Below are 20,023 nucleotides of genomic sequence, written 5' to 3'. Positions count from 1 at the left end.
GGCCCGCGACCGTCCCCGTCCGGGTGACGCCGCTGTCAGAATGGAGACCATGGCCAGCACCGTCCGCACGTCCAGGTCGAGCGCCAAGCCCGACGTGATCTGCGCCGAGGCGGTCGACCTCGCCCGCGAGGCGGCCGAGGCCGAGGCCGGCGTGATGGGCGTCGGCGAGCACCTCGGCGTGCAGGCCGAGGGCGAGCGGGTGGTCTCGCACTGGTTCGCCTGTCCGCACCCGGGCTACGTCGGCTGGCGCTGGTCGGTGACGCTGGCGCGCGCGTCGCGGGCCCGCAAGGCCACCGTCGACGAGGTCGTGCTGCTGCCCGGCGAGGAGGCGCTGCGCTCGGCCGAGTGGATCCCGTGGGCCGACCGGATCCAGCCCGGCGACGTCCAGCCCGGCCTGCTGATGCCGTCGCCGGAGGACGACCCGCGGCTGGAGCCCGGCTACACCGGTGGCGAGGAGGCGGCCGACCCCGATCCGGCCGAGGCCAGCCAGATCCGCGCCGTGGTCGCCGAGCTCGGTCTGGGTCGCGAGCGGGTGCTGTCGGCCTTCGGCCACGACGAGGCCGCCGAGCGGTGGGACGCCGGTGACGGCGGCCCCGACAACCAGATGACCAAGCAGGCACCCGGCGTCTGCGTCAGCTGCGGCTTCTTCCTGCGGATCCGCGGCAGTCTCGGCCGCACCTTCGGCGTCTGCGCCAACGCCTACTCGCCGTCCGACGGCCGGGTGGTGACCGTCGACCACGGGTGTGGCGCCCATTCCTCGGTCACCCCGGACGAGAAGCCGGGCGAGCTGCCGCCGCCGGTGTGGGACACCATCGCCTGGGACCAGCCGGACACCCTGTTCGACTGACGGCCGGGCCCGAGACCAGCCGACACCGAGCCTGCGGGGGCAGCCGATGCGAGCACGGCAGACCGAGAGCGCGGCCTACCGCGCCGCCGTCCGGGCCTACGTCGCGGCCGGCGCCGATGAGCAGGTCCAGCGGGTGGTGACCGCGGTGCACCGGCTCTCGAAGCGGCTGGAGAAGTGGTACGACGCCCAGCTCGCCGACCTCAACGTCTCGGCCAACGAGTGGGCGGTGCTCAGCGAGCTGGCGCGGGTCCGCGGCGACGAGGCGCTGACCCCGAGCCAGCTGGCCCAGGCCACCGACGTGGCCGCGTCCTCGATGACCCACCGGCTCGACCGGCTGGTCGCCCGTGACTTGGTGGTCCGCGACGTCGACCCCGACAACCGGACCCGGGTGCTGGTCCGGCTGACCGACGCCGGCTGGCAGCTCTACGCCGACGTCATCCAGAGCTCGAACCTGGTGGAGGCCGACCTGATCGCCTCGCTCAGCCCGGAGCAGACCGACGCCCTCGCCTCGCTGCTGGAGACGGTGATCGAGGGACTCGACGAGTCCGATGGCTGAGCCGGTGCGCGTCCCGGGCCACCCGCCCGGCCGGCCGGGGCCGGGCCGGTGACCCGCGCAGCCGCCCGCCACCGTGCGCGGCGCTCGACCGACGTGACCGTCTCGCGGGTCCGGCGCGGCGGGCTGTGGGTCAGGGTCAGCTCGATCGGCCGCACCGGCGACCGCCCCTTCGTGCTGGTGCCGGGGATCGGGGTCTCGAGCAACTACTTCGAGCGGCTCGCGCCCTACCTCAACGAGTACGGCCCGGTGCACGCGCTCGACCTGCCCGGGTTCGGGGGCGTCCCGCACGGCGGCGAGACGCTGACCATCCCGCGGTTCGCCGACCTCGTCGGCGCGGTGCTCGACGACCTCGGGCTCGAGGACCCCGTGCTGGTCGGGCACTCGATGGGCAGCCAGGTGGTCACCGACCTGGCCGCCCGCCGCCCCGGGCTGAGCACGCTGGTCCTGATCGGCCCGGTGGTCAACGCCGCCGAGCGCACGGTCGGCCGGCAGGCCTGGCGGTTCCTCGGCTGCGCACTCCGCGAGCCCGGCCGGGTCAAGGCGCTCGCGCTCAGCGCCTACCTGGTGTGCGGTCCGCGGTGGTTCTGGCGGGTGCTGCCCGAGATGATGAGCTACCGGCTCGAGGACCGGTTGCCGGAGGTCCGGGCCAGCACGCTGGTGATCCGTGGGGAGTGCGACGGCAACTCCCCGCGCGACTGGGTCGACCGGGTGGCCGACACCCTGCCCCGGGCCCGGGCCTGGGAGATCCCCGGCGCGGCGCACTCGGTGATGTACGCCCACGCGACCGAGGTGGCCCGGCTCTGTGTGGCGCACGCCCGGGTGCCCGCACCCGAACGCGGCGACGTCGACGTCCGGCGGCTGCTCCGGCCCGAGGACGCCGACGGCGAGGGTCGGCCCGACGGCGTCCCGCCGACCGACCTGGCGCACCGGTGGACGGCGGTCCGGGGCCGGCTGACCGAGCTCGTCGGGGTGATCCGGGGTGACGACCGGCTGATCGAGCGGGGCCGGACGCTGCACGCGGAGGCCGTGGACAGCACCCACGCGCACCTGCGCGTCGATCTCCACCCGCAGGATGACCCGGATCGCCCCGCGGAGTGACGCGATCGCCCACGCGCCCGTGACACGGTGAACCGTCAGCACGGGAGGCGAGGGTGTCGACGGAACGGTTGGGTGCGGTGCTTCACCGGGGGAGTCGGCCGAGGTCATCACGGTGGCCGAGGCGGACGGGCCCCGGGACGCCGCCCTGGGGGACATCCGTTTCGCCGAGGTGGTTTCCCAGGGCACCTCGACGGACACCCGTCGCGCCCGGTTGACCGGTGCACCGGGGGTGTCGGCCCCGTGGCGTCCACCGCCGGTCCTGTCGGTGGACCGGTGGACGTACGGGGCCGACGGCACTGTCGGGGACGCCGGGCGGGGGGCTCGGCGTCCTCCTCGACATCGGGGAACGAGAAACCGGACCGGCGTCTGCGACCCAGGGGGACTGGGGACGTAGCTGCCGGTCCGGTCTCGTGCGTTCGACGGTGAACGGTTCGAAGGGACGGGTTGTCGGTCGACGGTCCGGGTGAGGTGCTCGGCGTCGGGGGCCACCGGGCGGATCACGAGTCACGTCGGTCCTGCTGTGTGTCCGGTCCGGTCTCGGTGTCGGGGGCCACCTGCTCCGTTCCTGACACCGAGAACGTTACGGGCCCGCGCAGCCCGGGTCTCGGCGCTGGGTGCAGACCCGATCGGCATTCCGTGCACACCTCGGACAGGCTGTCCGGGACGATCCTTCGACGACGTATTTAGCAGTTGTAATTAGCGGTGCTAAACAATAGACTGGCCGACGTGAGCACGCGCGAGGTCGTCCAGCAGTCCACCAAGGACCTGCACGCGCCCAACCTCCGCAGCACCCCGGGGCTGGCCAGCGCGCTGCGTCCCTCGATCCTGCGGCTGGCCCGCCGGCTCCGGCAGATGCGTGACGAGTCCGCCGAGCTGAACAGCAACCAGCTGTCGGCGATGAGCGTGCTGTTCAACCACGGCGACCAGCTGATGGGGGAGCTCGCGGAGCGCGAGAAGGTCCGCCCGCCATCGATGACCCGGATCGTCAACGACCTGGAGGAGGGCGGCTACGTCACCCGCCAGCCGGGCCCGCACGACAAGCGGCAGAGTCTGGTCTCGCTGACCGACCGGGGCCGCGACATGATCATCGCCAACCGCCGCCGCCGCGACTCGTGGCTGGCCGTCCGGCTGGCCGAGCTCACCCCGGCGGAGCGGGACATCCTCCGCCAGGCCGTACCGATCCTCGAGAAGGTGAACCACGCGTGACGCAGGTGGAGACGAGCTCCCCTCGGTCGACGACGCACGAGACGATCGCTGATCCCCTCACCGACGCGGGCGCGACGCCCGGTGTCGACCAGGCCGTCGCCGCGCCGCGGGCCTCGCGGCTGCCCTGGCGGCGGGGATCGGGCCGGCCGCGTTCGGGCGGGATGTTCTCGGCGCTGACCGAGCGCAACTTCCGGATCTACGCCGGCGGTGCGGCGGTCTCCAACGTCGGCACCTGGATGCAGCGGGTGGCCCAGGACTGGCTGGTGCTCGAGCTGTCGCACGGCTCGGGTGTCGCGGTCGGCATCACCACCGCGCTCCAGTTCCTGCCGATGCTGCTGCTCAGTCCGTACGGCGGGCTGATGGCCGACCGGTTCGACAAGCGGTTCATCCTCAAGCTCACCCAGGCCTGGATGGCCCTCACCGCCGGCCTGCTCGGCGTGCTGGCCATCACCGGCCACGCCGAGACCTGGCACGTCTACCTGATCGCCTTCGCGTTCGGTCTGGCCACCGCCTTCGACAACCCGGCCCGGCAGAGCTTCGTGTCCGAGATCGTCGGCCGGGAGAAGCTGACCAACGCGATCGCGCTGAACTCGGCCAACTTCAACGCCGGCCGGATCATCGGCCCGGCGGTGGCCGGAGTGGTGATCGCCGCGTTCGGCTCGGGCTGGGCGATCCTCGGCAACGCGGTCTCCTACGTCGCCTTCATCCTGGCGCTGGTGCTGATCGACGCCGGGCGGCTGCACCTGGTCACCCCGACCAAGCGGGCGGCCCACCAGCTCCGCGAGGGCGCGGCCTACGTCTGGGGTCGCAAGGACATCCTGGTGGTGCTGTTCACCGTGTTCTTCGTCGGCACCTTCGGGATGAACTTCCAGATGACCTCGGCGCTGATGGCCACCCAGGTCTTCCACAAGGGTGCGGCCGAGTACGGCATCCTCGGCACCTTCATGGCGGTCGGTTCGCTGGCCGGCGCGCTGCTCGCCGCCCGGCGGACCCACCCGCCGCGGGCCCGGTTCATCGTGATCATGGCCTGCGTCTTCGCGGTGGTCGAGATGGTGGTCGGGATGATGCCGAGCTACGTCAGCTACGCCGCCGCGCTGCCGATCATGGGGCTGGTCTCGCTGTCCACGCTGACCGCGGCCAACGCCTGCGTCCAGATGGGCGTCGACCCGCAGTTCCGGGGCCGGGTGATGGCGATCTACGCGATGGTGATGATGGGCGGCACGCCGGTCGGCGCCCCGCTGCTCGGCTGGGTCGGGCAGACCTTCGGCGCCCGCTGGACGCTGATCGGTGGCGGCGGGCTGACCCTGCTCGGGGTGGTGGTCTCGGTGCTGCTGCTGGCCCGGGCCAACGGCGTGGTGATCCGCAGCGCGCTCCCGCACCGCACCGCCGACTGACCCTCTCGCCTGAGGCTCTCGACTGACGGCCTTGACTGACGGCCTCGCCAGGCCCTTCGCCTGACCCCTCGTCGGCACCGCGCGGCGGCGGTAGCCTCCGCGCATGACCGAGGTCCCGATCCCCACCGCAGGTCCGGTGGTCGAGGTGCGCGGGGAGGCGACCCTGCGGGGCATGCCCGACCTGGCCACCCTGACCGTGACGATCCGCGCCGACGGACGCCGTCCCGACGAGGTCACCGACCTGCTGGCCCGGCGCTCCGCCCGGCTGCGCACCGAGCTCGACCGGTTCTCCGGGGCGATCGAGTCGACCGCCAGCACCGGGCTCCAGGTCGGCCCGACCTTCGAGCGGGGGAGCGTGCTGCGGCCGCGCGGCTACCAGGGGTCGGTGACCAGCACCGTGGTCGTCCACGACTTCGCCCAGCTGGGGGCGCTGGTGGTGGCGCTCGGGGAGGTCGAGCAGTCCGCGGTGACCGGGCCGGCCTGGTCGCTGCGCCGAGAGAACCCGATGTACCGCTCGGCCCGGCTGGCCGCGGTCGAGGACGCCCGCCAGCGGGCCGACGACTACGCCGACGCGTTCGGCTCGCTCGTCGTCGGGCTGCTCGGGGTCAGCGACCTCGAACCCGCGCCGCCGGTCTGGCGGGCCCAAGCGGCGTTCGCGCGCGGACTCCCCGACGAGCAGCCGCCGCTCGAGCTCGAGCCGGAGGAGCAGGAGGTCACCGGCCGGGTCACCGTCCGGTTCCGGATCAGCGACCCCGACCTCGGCGCGGTGCTCCCCGCCGACAACCCGACCACCGTCGAGGACCTCTTCCCCGGCCCGATCAGCCCGGTCAGCCCGCTCCGCCCCGGCGACGGCGGCCCGCCCCCCGACGACGGCGTCCCGGCCCGCTGAGCCCGTCGCACTGCCCTTCGACAGGCTCAGGGCTCGGGGGTCGGGAACTCGCGCTGAGTTCGTCGCAGCGCCCGTCGACAGGCTCAGGGCGCGGGGGTCGGGAACGTGCACCGAGCCCGTCGCACTGCCCGTCGACAGGCTCAGGGCGCGGGGTTCGGGAACGTGCACCGAGCCCGTCGCACTGCCCGTCGACAGGCTCAGGGCACGGGGTTCGGGAACGTGCACCGAGCCCGTTGCACTGCCCTTGGACAGGCTCAGGGCGTCGTGGTCGGGAACGCGCGCTGAGCCTGTCGAAGCGCCCTTCGACAGGCTCAGGGCACCGTGGTCGGGAACGCGCGCTGAGCTTGTCGAAGCGCCCTTCGACAGGCTCAGGGCACCGTGTGGGCGGCGCAGGGGGCCGGAACGCCGCGGGCGCGTCCAGATCACAGGCGCTGTTGCGGGGCGGTAACAGAGTCTGGATAGCCTCTCGCCATGTTCTCCAAGGTCTTGGTGGCGAACCGGGGCGAGATCGCGGTGCGGGCCTTCCGTGCGGCGGTCGAGCTGGGCGCTCAGACGGTGGCGGTGTTCCCGTGGGAGGACCGCAACGCCGTCCACCGGATCAAGGCCGACGAGGCCTACCAGATCGGCGAGCGCGGGCACCCCGTCCGGGCCTACCTCGACGTCGCTGAGATCATCCGGGTGGCCAAGGCGGCCGGCGCCGACGCGGTCTACCCCGGTTACGGCTTCCTGAGCGAGAACCCCGACCTCGCGGCGGCGTGCGCCGAGGCCGGCATCACGTTCATCGGCCCGCCGCCGGAGGTGCTCGAGCTGGCCGGCAACAAGGTGCGGGCGCTCCAGGCGGCCCGCGCCGCCGGCATCCCGACGCTGGCCTCCACCCCGCCGTCGGACGACCTCGACCAGCTGGCCGCCGGGGCGGAGGAGATCGGCTTCCCGGTCTTCGTCAAGGCGGTCGCCGGCGGCGGCGGACGCGGCATGCGGCGGGTCGACGAGCCCAGCCAGCTCCGCGACGCGATCAGCCAGGCGATGCGCGAGGCCGACAGCGCGTTCGGCGACCCGACCGTGTTCATCGAGCAGGCGGTGGCGCGTCCCCGTCACATCGAGGTGCAGATCCTCGCCGACACCACCGGCCACGTGATGCACCTGTTCGAGCGGGACTGCTCGCTCCAGCGGCGACACCAGAAGGTGATCGAGCTGGCCCCGGCGCCGAACATCAGCCAGGAGCTCCGCGACGCCCTGACCTCGGACGCGGTGAAGTTCGCCACCTCGATCGACTACTCCTGCGCCGGCACCGTCGAGTTCCTGGTCGAGACCGAGGGCGAGCGCGCCGGCGAGCACGTCTTCATCGAGATGAACCCGCGGATCCAGGTCGAGCACACGGTGACCGAGGAGATCACCGACGTCGACCTGGTCCAGTCCCAGATGCGGATCGCCAGCGGCGAGAGCCTGGCCGACCTCGGGCTCAGCCAGGAGACGGTGGCGATCAAGGGCGCCGCGCTGCAGTGCCGGATCACCACCGAGGACCCGGCCAACGGCTTCCGCCCCGACACCGGCACCATCACCGCCTACCGCTCGGCCGGCGGCGCGGGGGTCCGGCTCGACGGTGGCACCGTCGACACCGGCGTGGAGATCAGCGCCCACTTCGACTCGATGCTGGTCAAGCTCACCTGCCGTGGGCGGACCTTCCCGCTCGCCGTGGCCCGGGCCCGGCGCGCGCTCGCCGAGTTCCGGATCCGCGGCGTCTCCACCAACATCCCGTTCCTCCAGGCGGTGCTCGACGACCCCGAGTTCAACGCCGGGAACGTCTCGACCGACTTCATCGAGAAGCGGCCCGAGCTGCTGAGCGCCCGGAGCTCCGGCGACCGCGGCACCAAGCTGCTCCGCTGGCTGGCCGAGGTCACGGTCAACAAGCCCCACGGCGAGGCGCCGACCACCCTCGACCCGATCGAGAAGCTGCCGGCCGGGGTCGACCTGAGCCAGCCGTCCCCGCACGGCTCGCGGCAGCGGCTGCTCGAGCTCGGCCCGGCCGGGTTCGCCGCCGACCTGCGGAACCGGACCCACGTCGAGGTCACCGACACGACCTTCCGGGACGCGCACCAGTCGCTGCTGGCCACCCGGGTCCGCACCAAGGACCTGATCCGGATCGCGCCGTACGTCGGGCGGATGACCCCCGAACTGTTCAGCGTCGAGTGCTGGGGCGGGGCGACCTACGACGTCGCGCTGCGGTTCCTCAACGAGGACCCGTGGGAGCGGCTCGAGGCGCTGCGCTACAACATGCCGGGCCTGTGCCTGCAGATGCTGCTCCGCGGCCGCAACACCGTCGGGTACACGCCCTACCCGACCAAGGTCACCAGCAGCTTCGTGGCCGAGGCGGCCCGCACCGGGATCGACATCTTCCGGATCTTCGACGCCCTCAACGACGTCGAGCAGATGCGTCCGGCGATCGAGGCGGTGCTCGAGACCGACACCGCGGTGGCCGAGGTGGCGCTGTGCTACACCGCCGACCTCAACGACCCCGACGAGCCGGTCTACACCCTCGACTACTACCTGCGGATGGCCGAGAAGGTCGTCGAGGCGGGTGCGCACATCATCGCGATCAAGGACATGGCCGGGCTGCTGCGTCCGCCGGCCGCGGCCAAGCTGGTGGCGGCGCTCCGCGAGCGGTTCGACCAGCCGGTCCACCTGCACACCCACGACACCGCGGGCGGTCAGCTGGCCACCCTGATGGCGGCCATCGACGCCGGGGTCGACGCGGTCGACGTGGCGAGCGCGCCGATGTCGTCGACCACCAGCCAGCCGCCCGCCTCGGCGCTGGTCGCCGCGCTCGAGCACACGGAGCGCTCGACCAACCTCGACCTACGGGCGGTGATGGACCTCGAGCCCTACTGGGAGGCGGTCCGCAAGGTCTACCAGCCGTTCGAGTCCGGGCTGCCGAGCCCGACCGGCCGGGTGTACGACCACGAGATCCCCGGCGGCCAGCTGTCCAACCTGCGCCAGCAGGCGATCGGGCTCGGTCTGGGGGAGAAGTTCGAGCAGATCGAGGCGATGTACGCCGCGGCCAACCGGATCGTCGGGCGTCCGACCAAGGTCACCCCGAGCTCCAAGGTGGTGGGCGACCTCGCGCTGCACCTGGTCGCCGTGGGGGCCGATCCCGACGACTTCGAGCAGAACCCGGGCAACTTTGACATCCCGGACTCGGTGATCGGCTTCCTGAACGGCGAGCTCGGCGAGCCCTCCGGCGGCTGGCCCGAGCCGTTCCGCACCAAGGCGCTGCAGGGCCGCAAGGTGCCGATCCGCGAGGAGGAGCTCAGCCCCGAGGACGAGAAGCTGCTCGACGAGGGCGGCCGGACCGCGCAGACCACGCTCAACCGGCTGCTGTTCCCCGGGCCGACGAAGGCGTTTGAGCAGGCCCGCGAGACCTACGGTCGGGTCGGGCGGCTGAACACCCTCGACTTTCTCTACGGTCTGCGTCCGGACACCGAGCACACCGCCCGGATCGGCCGCGGGGTCAACCTGATCCTGGGGCTCGAGGCGATCGGCAACGCCGACGAACGCGGCATGCGGACCGTGATGTGCACCCTCAACGGCCAGCTCCGACCGATCCGGGTGCGCGACAACTCGATCAAGGTCGACCTCAAGGCGGCCGAGCGGGCCGACACCTCCAACCCCGGCCACGTGGCCGCGCCGTTCTCCGGCGTGGTGAGCCTGTCGGTGGCCGAGGGAGACACCGTGGAGGCCGGGCAGAGCGTGGCGACCATCGAGGCGATGAAGATGGAGGCGTCGATCAACGCGCCGAAGTCGGGCACCGTCTCGAGGCTGGCGCTGTCGTCGGTCCAGCAGGTCGAGGGCGGCGATCTGGTACTGGTCATCTCCTGAGCCCGGTGGGCGGCCGCACCGGAAGAGGTGCGGCCGAGGGGTGCGATCCCGCCAAGGTCTGGCGTGTCGGGGGGGATCTCCATTAGGAACGAGGCTTCCTGAGTCCCCGCTGAGAAGGGAAGCCCCTCCGTGACCTCACCCCGTCCCTCCCGACGACGCTGGCCGACCCTGGCCGCCGTCGTCGCGCTGGTCGCCGGCACCGCCCTGGTGCCGACGCCCGCCTGGGCCCTGCCCCCGACCCCGACCGACCCGCCGCGCGCCGCGATCACCGCGGGCACCGCCTCCGACGTCCGCGAGCTCCAGCGGGGCCAGAGCTTCGACAGCGCGAAGCTCGGGCGGTCCACCGCACAGCAGCGCCGCCAGGCCGCCCGGGCTGCCGCCGGCACGCCCGCGGTCGGCACCACCCGGACGCTGGTCGGTCTCGACGACACCACCAACACCCTCTATCCCAAGCCGTACACGTTGCAGGCCGTGGGCGATAAGATCGAGGTCTGGGTGGCCGACGACACGGCCTTCCCGGCGGGCGACTGCCGCAACGCAGTCCCGGGCAGCACCACGGTGACCCGGGCCCAGGCGGAGACGCTGGCCGCGGAGTTCGACCGGAACATCTTCCCCAAGGAGTCCGCGGCGTTCAGCGTCGCGCCCGACCGGGACGGCAGCAAGGCCACCGCCGGGATCGACGCCACCGGCGACGGCGACAAGGTCATGACGCTGGTCGACAACGTCCGCGACGACAGCTACTACGGCAACGCCCCGACCTACATCGCCGGCTTCTTCTTCAGCACCATCAACGAGCTGCTCGACCGCAACGTGATGACCATCGACGCCTTCGACTGGGCGCACCGGACCGGGGCCAACCCGCCGGACGAGCCGACCTCCGACGCCTGCACCAGCCGGTCCGCGCAGCCGCGGCTCTACGAGGGCACCTTCGCGCACGAGTACCAGCACCTGTTGCACTACTACACCGACCCGGACGAGGCCACCTGGCTCAACGAGGGACTGTCGGACTTCGCCCAGACGCTGGTCGGTTACGTCGACGCCCGCAAGACCGTCTTCGAGCCGGGCTCGGACGGCCACATCACCTGCTACCAGGGCTTCAACACCGTCCGGACCGCGTACAACCCCAACCCCAGCGACTGCGGCGGACCGGAGAACTCGCTCACCCTCTGGGGCGACCAGCCGGGCGGCGGGAGCATCCTGGCCGACTACGGCGCGGCGTACTCGTTCCTGCTCTTCCTCTACGACCGCTACGGCCTCGGCTTCGTCAGCCAGCTGCACCGCGACGGCCGCGACCAGGGGCTGGTCGGCGTCCAGCGGGTGCTCGACGGCTACGCGCCGGGCACCGACGTCCTCGACGTGGTGCACGACTTCCAGACCTCGACCCTGCTCGACCGGGTCGTCGAGGGGCGGAAGGGCAAGGTCGCCGGGATCGCGAAGTCGCGGGTCACCTCGGCCAGCCTCAGCTCGACGGTCAACCTCGGCAACCCGCGCAGCTACGCCGAGCCGGGCGCGCCGGCCAACGGCGCCGACTACGTCGGGGTCCGCGCGGCCAGCGGTCTCTACCTGAAGGGCAACCAGCTGCGTTCGCTCCGGTTCGCCGGGGCGAAGACGCTGACCCCGGACCCGCTCCGCTGGAGCAGCGTCAGCGACGCCCCTGGCCGGGCCGGGAACGCGACGCTGTTCTCGGGGGACGTCCCGTCGACCGACGCCACCGCGCTCACCTCGGTCACCGTGCCGACCTCGGACCCGACGCTGACCCTCACCGAGCGGCACCAGATCGAGAAGGACTTCGACTACGGCTACGTGGTGGTCTCCGCCGACGGGGGCCGCACCTACACCGCGCTGGCCAACGCGAACACGGTCACCGGTCCGCTCGGGCCGGCGCTCACCGGGTCGAGCACCGGGTTCGCCACCCAGCGCTACGACCTCAGCGCCTGGGCCGGCCGTCAGGTGTTGCTCGGGTTCCGGTACGTCACCGACCCGGCGGTCAACGAGGGCGGCTGGTGGATCGACGACGTCACCGTGGGCGGCACCACCGTGAGCGACGGCAGCAGTCTGACCGCCTTCCGGTCGGCCACCCAGGTCCGGCCGCTGCCGGTGGCCGGGTTCGCGGTCCGGGTGATCGGTCTCGACACCGCCCGGAAGAAGGCCCTGGTCCGCAGCTACACCGCCCGCTCGTTCACCCTGGGCGCGGCGAGGCTGGCCGCCTTCCGCAGCTATCCGCGGGTGGTGGTGATCATCGGCTACGACGAGCCGACCGAGACCCTGGCCACGCCGGCGACGTACACGCTCACCGTGAACGGCGTCGTCCAGCCCGGTGGCGGGGCGTCGTCGGACGCCGTGCGGGTGGCTGCCGACCGGTTCTGACCGCCCGGCCGACTCTCCTGCCGCTCCCCGCGGCACCGGATGCGGGCCGGGTCACCACGGTGGCCCGGCCCGGGTCCGGTCGGACCGGCTCGTAGGGTCGGAGGATGATCCCCGACTCGTTGCGGATGCCGGGCCGGGACGACTGGCTGGCCCGGCTGCCCCGGCTGCGGGACGATCTGCTCGCCGAGTGGGGGCTACGGGTCGACGGCGCGGCGATGGCCGGGGCCTGCGCGCTGGTGGTGCCGGTGCGGACCGCCGACGGCACTCCGGCCGCGCTCAAGATCAGCTGGCCGCACTGGGAGGCCGACACCGAGCACCTGGCCCTGCGCGACTGGAACGGCGACGGTGCGGTCCGGCTGCTCCGGGCCGACCCCCGGCGCTACGCGTTGCTGCTCGAGCGCGCCGACCCGGCCCGGACGCTGACCGAGGTGCCGCTCGACCGCGCGCTCGCGGTGATCACCGGGCTCTACCCGCGGTTGCACCGGCCGGCACCGCCCAACGTCCGGCGGCTGTCCGAGGTCACCGCCGGCTGGGCCACCCGGCTCGACGGGATCCGGAACTCGGGGGCCGCGCCCCGTCGGCTGATCGAGCACGCCGCCTCGCTGGCCCGCGACTTCGCCAGCGATCCCGCCACCGACGGAGCCCTGATCCACAGCGACCTGCACTACGCCAACGTGCTGGGCTCGCTCCGCGAGGACGAACCGTGGCTGGCCATCGACCCCAAACCGCTGTCCGGCGACTCGACCTACGAGGTGGCCCCGCTGCTCTGGAACCGCTTCGACGAGTACCCGGCGGACCGGATCCGCGACGGCATCCTCGACCGGATCTGGACCGTGGTCGACGCGATGGAGTGGGACGAGGACCGGGTCCGGGACTGGGTGATCGTCCGCGAGCTGTGCAACGTGCTGTGGGCGGTCGAGGACGACTGGGTGCCGGGCGGGGACTGGCTGACCGGCGCGATCACCATCGCCAAGGCCGCGCAGCGCTGACCCGGCGGACGGCCCGGTTCACTCGCTCCAGAAGCCGATCAGGTCGGGCGCCGGCCGTCCGAGCTGGGCGGCGACCGGCGCCCAGTGCGGGAAGCCGTCGAGCCAGTCGACCAGCGTGGTGACCAGCTCGCGCTGCTCCTCGGTCGGGATCGCGGCCAGCGCGGCGCGGTAGGCGTCGCCCATGGCCAGCGCGGTGTCGTGGCGGTGGTAGCCGACCCAGAGCCCGCGGACCGGCAGCAGGCTGAGCGAGGCGGAGCTGTTGAGCAGGTGACGGAGCCCGTAGGCCGCCGACACCTGGCCGCGGGCGAGCGCGAAGTCGAGGTCGTCGAGCTGGGCGGCGGTCAGGTCGAGCCGCAGCGTCCCCCAGCAGTTCTCCCGGACCAGGCGCTCCTGCGCCCGCCAGGTCGCACCGACCCGCTCGGCCGGCACGTAGCCGCCGGTGATCAGCACCTCGTAGTCGTGCATCGACGGCTCACCGGGGTCGAGCACCGGGGTGCCGGGGACGCGTCGGAAGATCGGGCCGAGCTTGCCCAGCAACCCGTGCCGCTGGTCGGGGCCCGGCGTCGGCGGGGCGAGGGCGGCCTGGGCCTGGGTGCGCAGTCGCTCGGCGTCCTCCGGGCGCGCGCCGACCATGCTGCGGACCTCGTCGATCGCGATGGCGTACAACCGGAGCACACCCATGGGCTGAGATTAACCTCGGGAGCCGGTCGGCGACCACCGAAACACCGACCGGGTGAGGCGGTTCGAGCACCGGGGACGACCGCGTTCCCGCCCGGTCAATAGGCTCAGCGTGTGAACCCACGGACCCGACGGCTGATCGTCTCGGGTCTGCTGGTGGCGCTGCTGGTGATCGTCCTCGTGGGGGCGCTCTGGCCGCAGCTGCGCTGACCCGGCCGGAGTGCGGGGCCGGGGCGTCGCGCCGCTCAGCGGTGTCGCCCGCGTGATCGCGTAGCCTCCTCCTGGCGTGCCGCCGTCGGCGGGTCCCGCCCAGCAGCCGTTCGACGCGAGAGGGTCCGCCACGATGAGCCGACGCAGGTCACCACGGCGGCTGGCCTCGCTGGCCCTCGCCACCCTGCTGGCCGGCGGGGTCGCCGGTGGGCTCGGCCTGGACGCCGGGGTCGCGCACGCGGCCGAGGTCGCCTTCACCGTCTCCGACCCGGCCATCACCGAGGCGTCCGGGCTGACCCGGGACGTCCCCGGCCAGCGGTACTGGACGGTCAACGACTCCGGCAGCCCGGCGCGGGCCTACGCCCTCAACCGCAGCGGCCGGGTCCTCGGCTACGTGGCCTACCGGGCCAAGACCGTCGACCCGGAGGCGGTCGCCTACCAGGGCGGCAGCCTCTGGATCGCCGACATCGGCGACAACGACGCCACCCGGCAGAGCGTCACCGTCTACCGGTTGTACAACCCGCAGCCCGACGGCCGGACGGTGGAGTACCAAGCCTTCGACTTCGTCTACCCGGACGGGCCCCGCGACGCCGAGACGCTGCTGGTCAGCCCGACCGGCCGGATCTTCCTGGTCAGCAAGGAAGCGGCCGGCGGCATCTACGAGGCCCCGCAGGCGCCGTCCCGGCTCCGGGTCAACAAGCTGACCCGGGTCGCGGACGCACCCTCCTACGTCACCGACGGCACCTTCCTGCCGCAGGGCGACCGGATCGTGCTGCGCACCTACGTCTCGGTGCTGGTGCTCGACGCCAGCACCTACAAGATCGTGGCCCAGGCACCGACCCCGGCGCAGAAGCAGGGCGAGGGCGTCGCGGTCGACCTCAGCGGACGCCGGCTGCTGCTCAACAGCGAGGGCGTCGACCAGCCGGTCTACGCCATGGACATCCCGCAGCAGGGTGGCAGTGCGCCGACCGGTGGCCCGACCCCGGGGACCCCGGCCCCGTCGGCGAGCGCGTCGGCGGCCGGCGACCAGGGCTCGGGCTCGACCGCGGACAGCGCGGACGTGGTTCCCGGCTCGGACACCGCGCTGGTCGTCGGGCTGGCCGCGGTGCTCGCGGTGGTGGCCGGGCTGGTGACCTACCTGGCGCGCTCGCGCTCCTGACCGGTCCAGCCGCGGGCGGCGATCCTGCGCCGTTCGACCCGTCGCCGACAACGAGACCGAGAACGAGAACGGCCCCGGTGCACCGTGCAGACCGCACTGCGCACCGGGGCCCGTACTGGTAGAGGGCGCCCCCGTGGGCCCTCTACCAGGTTCTCGGCGAGGGGGCCGTGGGCGGCGCGGACAGGTGGTCACGATCGAGCACGCCGGTCGCCATGGAGGTTCCCTGCGCCGCGAGGACGCCCGGGAGGTCACCGGTGTGCGGGTGGGTGCGTGACCGAAAGCGCCCGACCGCAGGGTCGGGCGTTCGCCGCGCCTCGGGGCGCGGGTCAGTCGGGTCGGTGCTTGACCAGGGTGAGGCGGGTGCTCGACAGCCCGTCCGTTCGCGACGTGCGCACGCTCGAGCCGTGCGCGACCGCCACCGGGTCCGCGGCGATGACTGCGAGGGTCTGGCCGCCGCTCGGGGCGCTGACCGCGCCCCCGTCGGCGCTGCCCGTGCTGGTCGGACCACCCGGGCAGGTGCTGCGGTGGTGCTGCTCGAGGTCGACCGGACCCAGCCGGTGCTGACCGAGCGCGGACGGGTCGTCCGTCCGGTGGGCGCTGCGGGTCGCCGACCGGTCGTGGCCGGCGGTGGAACCGGTGCCCGACGTCGCGACGGCGTCGAGGGCGTCGGACGGGGTGGCGACGGCCTGGGTGGCACTGATCTGGGTGGCACCGGGAACGGTTCGGTTCGGAGCGAACAGGCTCACGATCGGGGTCGCTCCGGCCTCCGGACGGCTCGGGCCGCTGTCGTCGGCGGTCTTCGCGGGGCTCGAACCGACGGGGCTCGTGCCGGCGGCGCCGGTGCTGCCGGGCTTCTCGCCGCCGGAGACCGTGCCGCCCTGGTTCCCGGTGCCGGGCTGCGGGCCGCTCGGATGACCACCCCAGCTGCCCTGGCCGGCCCCGCCGAACTGGGACCAGGGGAAGCCGCCGGACTGGTGGCCCGAGTGGCCGCCGGACGCGCTCCCGGACTGGCTGCCGTCCTGGCCGGCCGAACCCGAACCGCCGGTCCGGGGGTCCGGCACCGGGACGGTGATGGGGCCGACCGGGGTCGGCCAGACGATGACCGGACCGCCGGATCCCGGGCCGTCCTGGCCGGTGCCGTCTCCGGTCTGGTCGCCGCCGGTCTGGTCGCCGCCGGTCTGGTCGCCGCCGGTGGTCGGCGGCGTCTGGGTGCCCGGATCGCCCGAGGTGCCGGGATCGCCTGAGGTGCCGGGATCGCCTGAGGTGCCGGAGCCGTCCGAGGTGCCGGAGCCGTCCGAGCCGCCCGAGCCGACTGAGTCTCCGGAGCCGCTCGGATCGCTCGAGGTGTCCGATCCGCCGGTCTGTCCTGGCGTTGCTCCGCTGTCGTTCGAACCGGACGGGTCGGAACCTCCGGTGGCGCCACCGCTGCCGTCCGTGGCGCCGCTGTCGCTGCCGGACTGGCCGTCGCCATCGCTCTGGCTGCCGCCGGTGCCCGTGCCGGTCTGGCCGGTCCCGCCCTGGTCGGAGCCGGTCTGGCCGTTCGCGGTCTGCCCGTTCCCGGCCCGGTGACGGCCGTCCTTGCGCTGGTCGGCACTGCGGCCGTGTCCGGGCGTGGTGAGGCGCTCGACCAGCTGCTTGACGCTCCGGGCGGCGGCGCGGTCCCGCGTGGTCGACGCGCGCTCGGCCTGGCGGGCCTTGGCGGTGCGCTTCGCGGTGCTGCTCGACGAAGAGGCCGTGGCCCGGTCCGAGGTCGACGCGCTGGTGCTGCCCGTGCTCGTCGTGCTGGTCGAGCTCGTCGTGGCCGTGCTAATCGTGGTGCTGGTGGTGTCACCCGTGGTGGCGGTGTCGTCGGCGTGCGCCGCGGTGGCACCGAGGACGAGCAGGACGAGTCCGGCCCCCAGGGCGATCAGCAGCGCGACCAGGCGTGCGAGGACCGACGTCCGGAGCGGGCCGCGCCCGTCCGGGCGGTTCGACCCCTCGAACCCGCCGGTCACCCTGGCAGTAAAGCGGTTCGGTCAGCCAGGCTCAACCCGATCCCGGGTTTTGCCCCCGATCGGGTGGTGCGTCAGGCTGCGGGTCCGCCCAGCCGTTCGAGCAGCCAGTCGAGACAGCGGCACAGCGCGGAGACGTCGTCGGGCTCGACGGTCGGGAACATCCCGATCCGCAGCTGGTTGCGGCCGAGCTTGCGGTACGGCTCGGTGTCGACGACCCCGTTGGCCCGGAGCGCCGCGGCGAGCTGCGGGGCCTCGACGCCCGCGAAGTCGATGGTGCCCACCACCGGCGAGCGTTCCTCAGGCCGGCCGACGAACGGGGTCGCCCAAGGGTTGCGCTCGGCCCAGCCGTACAGCCGGGTGGCCGAGTCGGCGCTGCGGCGACCGGCCGCGGCGAGCCCACCGAGGCCGTTGAGCCAGTCGAGCTGGTTCTCGAGCAGCACCAGGGTGGCGATCGCCGGCGTGTTGAGGGTCTGGTTCTGCCGCGAGTTCTGCAGCGCCAGGCCCAGGCTGAGGCTCTCGGGGATCCACCGGTCGGTGGCGGCGATCCGTTCGATCCGCTCGACCGCGGCGGGGGAGCAAAGCGCGATCCACAGCCCGCCCTCCGAGCCCAGGCTCTTCTGCGGGGCGAAGTAGTAGACGTCGGTGGCGGTGACGTCGAGGTCGACGCCGCCCGCGGCCGAGGTGCCGTCGACCACCACCAGGGCGCGGTCGTCGGCGCCGTGGATCCGCTGCACGGGGGCGAGCGCGCCGGTCGAGGTCTCGTTGTGGGCCCAGGCGTAGACGTCGGCGTCGGGCAGCGGCTCGGGGAGCACCGTGGTGCCGGCCGCCACGCTGACCACCGCGGGCTCGTCGAGGTGCGGCGCCCGGGCGGCCGCGGCGGCGAACTTCGCCGAGAACTCCCCGAAGCTCGCGTGGCTGCTCCGCCGCTCGATCAGCGAGCAGACGGCGACGTCCCAGAAGGTGGTCGAGCCGCCGTTGCCGAGGACGATCTCCCAGTCGTCCGGCACCCGGAACAGCGTCGCCAGCCCGGTCTTGACCCGCCCGACCAGGTCGCGGACGGGGGCCTGGCGGTGCGAGGTGCCGAGCAGCCGGTTGCGGGTCAGGGCCTCGACGGCCTCGGGACGGATCTTCGCCGGACCGCACCCGAACCGACCGTCGACGGGGAGCAGGTCGGGTGGGATCCGCAGGTCGGTGGGTGCCACGGTCACCGCCGGATTGTGTCATCCGCGGGCTGCCAGACTGGAAGGGTGAGTCCCGACCTGGCCGCCGAGCGGATCGACTACCACCGCGGGCAGCTCCGCGAGAGCGACGTCCCCGCCGACCCGATGGAGCTGTTCGACCGCTGGCTGGCCGATGCGTTCGCCGCCAAGGAGACCGGAACGCTGCCCGAGCCGACCGCGATGGTGGTGGCCAGCTGCCTCGACGGCCGACCGAGCGTCCGGACGGTGCTGCTCAAGGCCGCCGATGCCGACGGTTTCGTGTTCTACACCAACTACGACTCGCGCAAGGGTCGCGAGCTCGACGCCGATCCGCGGGCCGCGCTGCTCTTCGGCTGGTACCCGCTGCAGCGTCAGGTGCGGGTCGAGGGGCCGGTGGAGCGGACCAGCGCGAAGGAGTCCGACGCCTACTTCGCCAGCCGGCCGCGTGGTTCGCAGCTCGGCGCCTGGGCCTCGGCCCAGTCGAGTGTGGTGGCCTCCGCCGATCAGCTGCAGCAGGAGTACGCGGCCATCGCGGCGCGGTTCGCCGACCGTGACGTCCCCCGCCCGCCGCACTGGGGCGGCTACCGGGTGCGCCCCGAGACCCTCGAGTTCTGGCAGGGCCAGCCGAGCCGCATGCACGACCGGCTGCTCTGGACCCGCGACGCCGAGCGCTGGACCATCACCCGCCTCGCCCCCTGAGCCCGCCACCGCGCCCTGAGCCACTCCACCGTGCCCTGAGCCCGTCGAAGGGCCCGCGCTTCGACGAGCTCAGCGCGCGGAATGCCGCCACCACCGTGGCCTGAGCCTGTCGAAGGGCCCGCGCTTCGACGAGCTCAGCGCGCGGAATGCCGCCACCACCGTGGCCTGAGCCTGTCGAAGGGCCCGCGCTTCGACGAGCTCAGCGCGCGGAATGCCGCCACCACCGTGGCCTGAGCCTGTCGAAGGGCCTGCGCTTCGACGAGCTCAGCGAGCGGAACGCCCCCATCGTGCCCTGAGCCTGTCGAAGGGCAGGAGCCGTGCCCTCAGATCGGGCCGCGGAGGTCGTGGTGCATCCGTACCTCCGCGATCTCGACGCCGGCGAAGGTGTCGGTCTTGGTGCGGCCGTCCCGGGTCCAGCCGGTGGCCTCGTAGAACGCGATCGCTCGCGCGTTGTCGGCCAGCGCCCAGAGCACCGCGTCGGTTCGCCCGGCCTCGCGCAGCGTCCGGAGGGCGGTGGCCATCAGTGTCCGGCCGATCCCGCCGCGCCACCGGTCGGGGTCGACGTAGAACGACCACACCTCGCCGTGCCCGCCCGGCCCGTCGTCCGAGCCACTCGCCCCGTCCCGGCTCGGCCCGACGTAGCTGAACCCGGCGACCACGCCGTCGACCGCGGCGACCAGCGGACCGCGGCGCGGCAGGTCGCTGGTGGCCACGATCTCCTGCCAGCGCGCCGTCCGCTCCTCGACCGACAGCCGGTCGAGCGCTTCCTGCGGCAACAGCCCGGCGTACCCGATCTGCCAGCCGCGGACGTGCAGCGCGGCGAGCGCCTCGACGTCGGCGACGGTGGCGGGACGGATCAGCACCC

15 protein-coding genes are annotated in these 20,023 nt (G+C 73.3%); 11 read left to right on the top strand and 4 right to left on the bottom strand.

The genetic code is table 11. The features are described 5' to 3' along the window. The first annotated feature begins 40 nt into the window (after positions 1-40). The 9 genes from FHX74_RS11410 (at position 41) to FHX74_RS11370 (ending at position 13,219) form a co-directional block, all read left to right on the top strand. On the top strand, positions 41-847 hold the full coding sequence (locus FHX74_RS11410; RefSeq protein ID WP_182560221.1) for a DUF3027 domain-containing protein: 807 nt from the start codon (positions 41-43) through the stop codon (positions 845-847). 46 nt (positions 848-893) lie between these two features. After that, the gene (locus tag FHX74_RS11405; RefSeq protein ID WP_182560219.1) at positions 894-1,403 is read left to right on the top strand and encodes a MarR family winged helix-turn-helix transcriptional regulator; all 510 of its coding nucleotides are present in this window, start codon (positions 894-896) and stop codon (positions 1,401-1,403) included. A 93-nt stretch (positions 1,404-1,496) separates the two neighbouring features. After that, entirely contained in the window at positions 1,497-2,501 is a 1,005-nt protein-coding gene (locus FHX74_RS11400) for an alpha/beta fold hydrolase (RefSeq protein ID WP_182560217.1), read from the top strand. Positions 2,502-3,227: 726 nt separating this feature from the next. Next, complete coding sequence (locus FHX74_RS11395; RefSeq protein ID WP_328823771.1) at positions 3,228-3,707, top strand: MarR family winged helix-turn-helix transcriptional regulator; 480 nt, start codon at positions 3,228-3,230, stop codon at positions 3,705-3,707. Then, positions 3,704-5,101 carry an MFS transporter gene (locus FHX74_RS11390; RefSeq protein ID WP_328823770.1) on the top strand — a complete coding sequence of 466 codons (1,398 nt, stop codon included), beginning with the start codon at positions 3,704-3,706 and terminating at the stop codon, positions 5,099-5,101. The genes FHX74_RS11395 and FHX74_RS11390 overlap by 4 nt, the downstream gene beginning before the upstream one ends. Positions 5,102-5,204: 103 nt before the next feature. Next, positions 5,205-5,990, top strand: a complete 786-nt coding sequence (locus FHX74_RS11385) for an SIMPL domain-containing protein (protein ID WP_182560216.1) — start codon at positions 5,205-5,207, stop codon at positions 5,988-5,990. Positions 5,991-6,461: 471 nt separating this feature from the next. Then, positions 6,462-9,863 (top strand): pyruvate carboxylase, encoded by a 3,402-nt coding sequence (locus tag FHX74_RS11380; protein WP_182560214.1) that lies wholly within the window; start codon positions 6,462-6,464, stop codon positions 9,861-9,863. Between the two features lie 129 nt (positions 9,864-9,992). Continuing rightward, the gene (locus tag FHX74_RS11375; RefSeq protein WP_220483765.1) at positions 9,993-12,230 is read left to right on the top strand and encodes an immune inhibitor A domain-containing protein; all 2,238 of its coding nucleotides are present in this window, start codon (positions 9,993-9,995) and stop codon (positions 12,228-12,230) included. A gap of 104 nt (positions 12,231-12,334) precedes the next feature. After that, the gene (locus FHX74_RS11370; RefSeq protein WP_182560213.1) at positions 12,335-13,219 is read left to right on the top strand and encodes an aminoglycoside phosphotransferase family protein; all 885 of its coding nucleotides are present in this window, start codon (positions 12,335-12,337) and stop codon (positions 13,217-13,219) included. Between the two features lie 18 nt (positions 13,220-13,237). Here FHX74_RS11370 and FHX74_RS11365 read toward each other — a convergent pair whose 3' ends face one another. Beyond that, complete coding sequence (locus FHX74_RS11365; protein WP_182560211.1) at positions 13,238-13,900, bottom strand: DUF7691 family protein; 663 nt, start codon at positions 13,898-13,900, stop codon at positions 13,238-13,240. A gap of 340 nt (positions 13,901-14,240) precedes the next feature. Between FHX74_RS11365 and FHX74_RS11360 the strand changes: the two genes are divergently transcribed. Further along, the gene (locus tag FHX74_RS11360; RefSeq protein WP_182560210.1) at positions 14,241-15,266 is read left to right on the top strand and encodes an esterase-like activity of phytase family protein; all 1,026 of its coding nucleotides are present in this window, start codon (positions 14,241-14,243) and stop codon (positions 15,264-15,266) included. Positions 15,267-15,592: 326 nt separating this feature from the next. Here the strand turns inward: FHX74_RS11360 and FHX74_RS11355 are convergent, their stop codons facing one another. After that, positions 15,593-17,260, bottom strand: coding sequence for a hypothetical protein (locus FHX74_RS11355; protein ID WP_182560209.1), 1,668 nt, complete (start codon positions 17,258-17,260; stop codon positions 15,593-15,595). A 71-nt stretch (positions 17,261-17,331) separates the two neighbouring features. Beyond that, a complete protein-coding gene (serC, locus tag FHX74_RS11350; RefSeq protein ID WP_456238304.1) occupies positions 17,332-18,468 on the bottom strand; it encodes a phosphoserine transaminase in 1,137 nt (378 codons plus the stop codon). Positions 18,469-18,507: 39 nt separating this feature from the next. On the opposite strand from serC, the gene pdxH reads away from it, so the two are divergent. Further along, positions 18,508-19,158, top strand: a complete 651-nt coding sequence (pdxH, locus tag FHX74_RS11345) for a pyridoxamine 5'-phosphate oxidase (protein WP_328823769.1) — start codon at positions 18,508-18,510, stop codon at positions 19,156-19,158. Between the two features lie 323 nt (positions 19,159-19,481). On the opposite strand, the gene FHX74_RS11340 is transcribed toward pdxH, so the two are convergent. Beyond that, entirely contained in the window at positions 19,482-20,021 is a 540-nt protein-coding gene (locus FHX74_RS11340; protein ID WP_182560208.1) for a GNAT family N-acetyltransferase, read from the bottom strand. Positions 20,022-20,023: the final 2 nt, after the last annotated feature.

Source organism: Microlunatus kandeliicorticis (genome assembly GCF_014137855.1).
Lineage (GTDB): Bacteria > Actinomycetota > Actinomycetes > Propionibacteriales > Propionibacteriaceae > Microlunatus > Microlunatus kandeliicorticis.
The sequence above is the reverse complement of the archived record's forward strand: the minus strand, read 5'-3'. Positions and strand labels throughout refer to the sequence as shown.

Coding starts and splice junctions, on each gene's coding strand:
- FHX74_RS11410 (WP_182560221.1), top strand. CDS start 41: ATGGAGACCATGGCCAGCACCGTCCGCACGTCCAGGTCGAGCGCCAAG.
- FHX74_RS11405 (WP_182560219.1), top strand. CDS start 894: ATGCGAGCACGGCAGACCGAGAGCGCGGCCTACCGCGCCGCCGTCCGG.
- FHX74_RS11385 (WP_182560216.1), top strand. CDS start 5,205: ATGACCGAGGTCCCGATCCCCACCGCAGGTCCGGTGGTCGAGGTGCGC.
- FHX74_RS11380 (WP_182560214.1), top strand. CDS start 6,462: ATGTTCTCCAAGGTCTTGGTGGCGAACCGGGGCGAGATCGCGGTGCGG.
- FHX74_RS11370 (WP_182560213.1), top strand. CDS start 12,335: ATGATCCCCGACTCGTTGCGGATGCCGGGCCGGGACGACTGGCTGGCC.
- FHX74_RS11365 (WP_182560211.1), bottom strand. CDS start 13,900: ATGGGTGTGCTCCGGTTGTACGCCATCGCGATCGACGAGGTCCGCAGC.
- FHX74_RS11360 (WP_182560210.1), top strand. CDS start 14,241: ATGAGCCGACGCAGGTCACCACGGCGGCTGGCCTCGCTGGCCCTCGCC.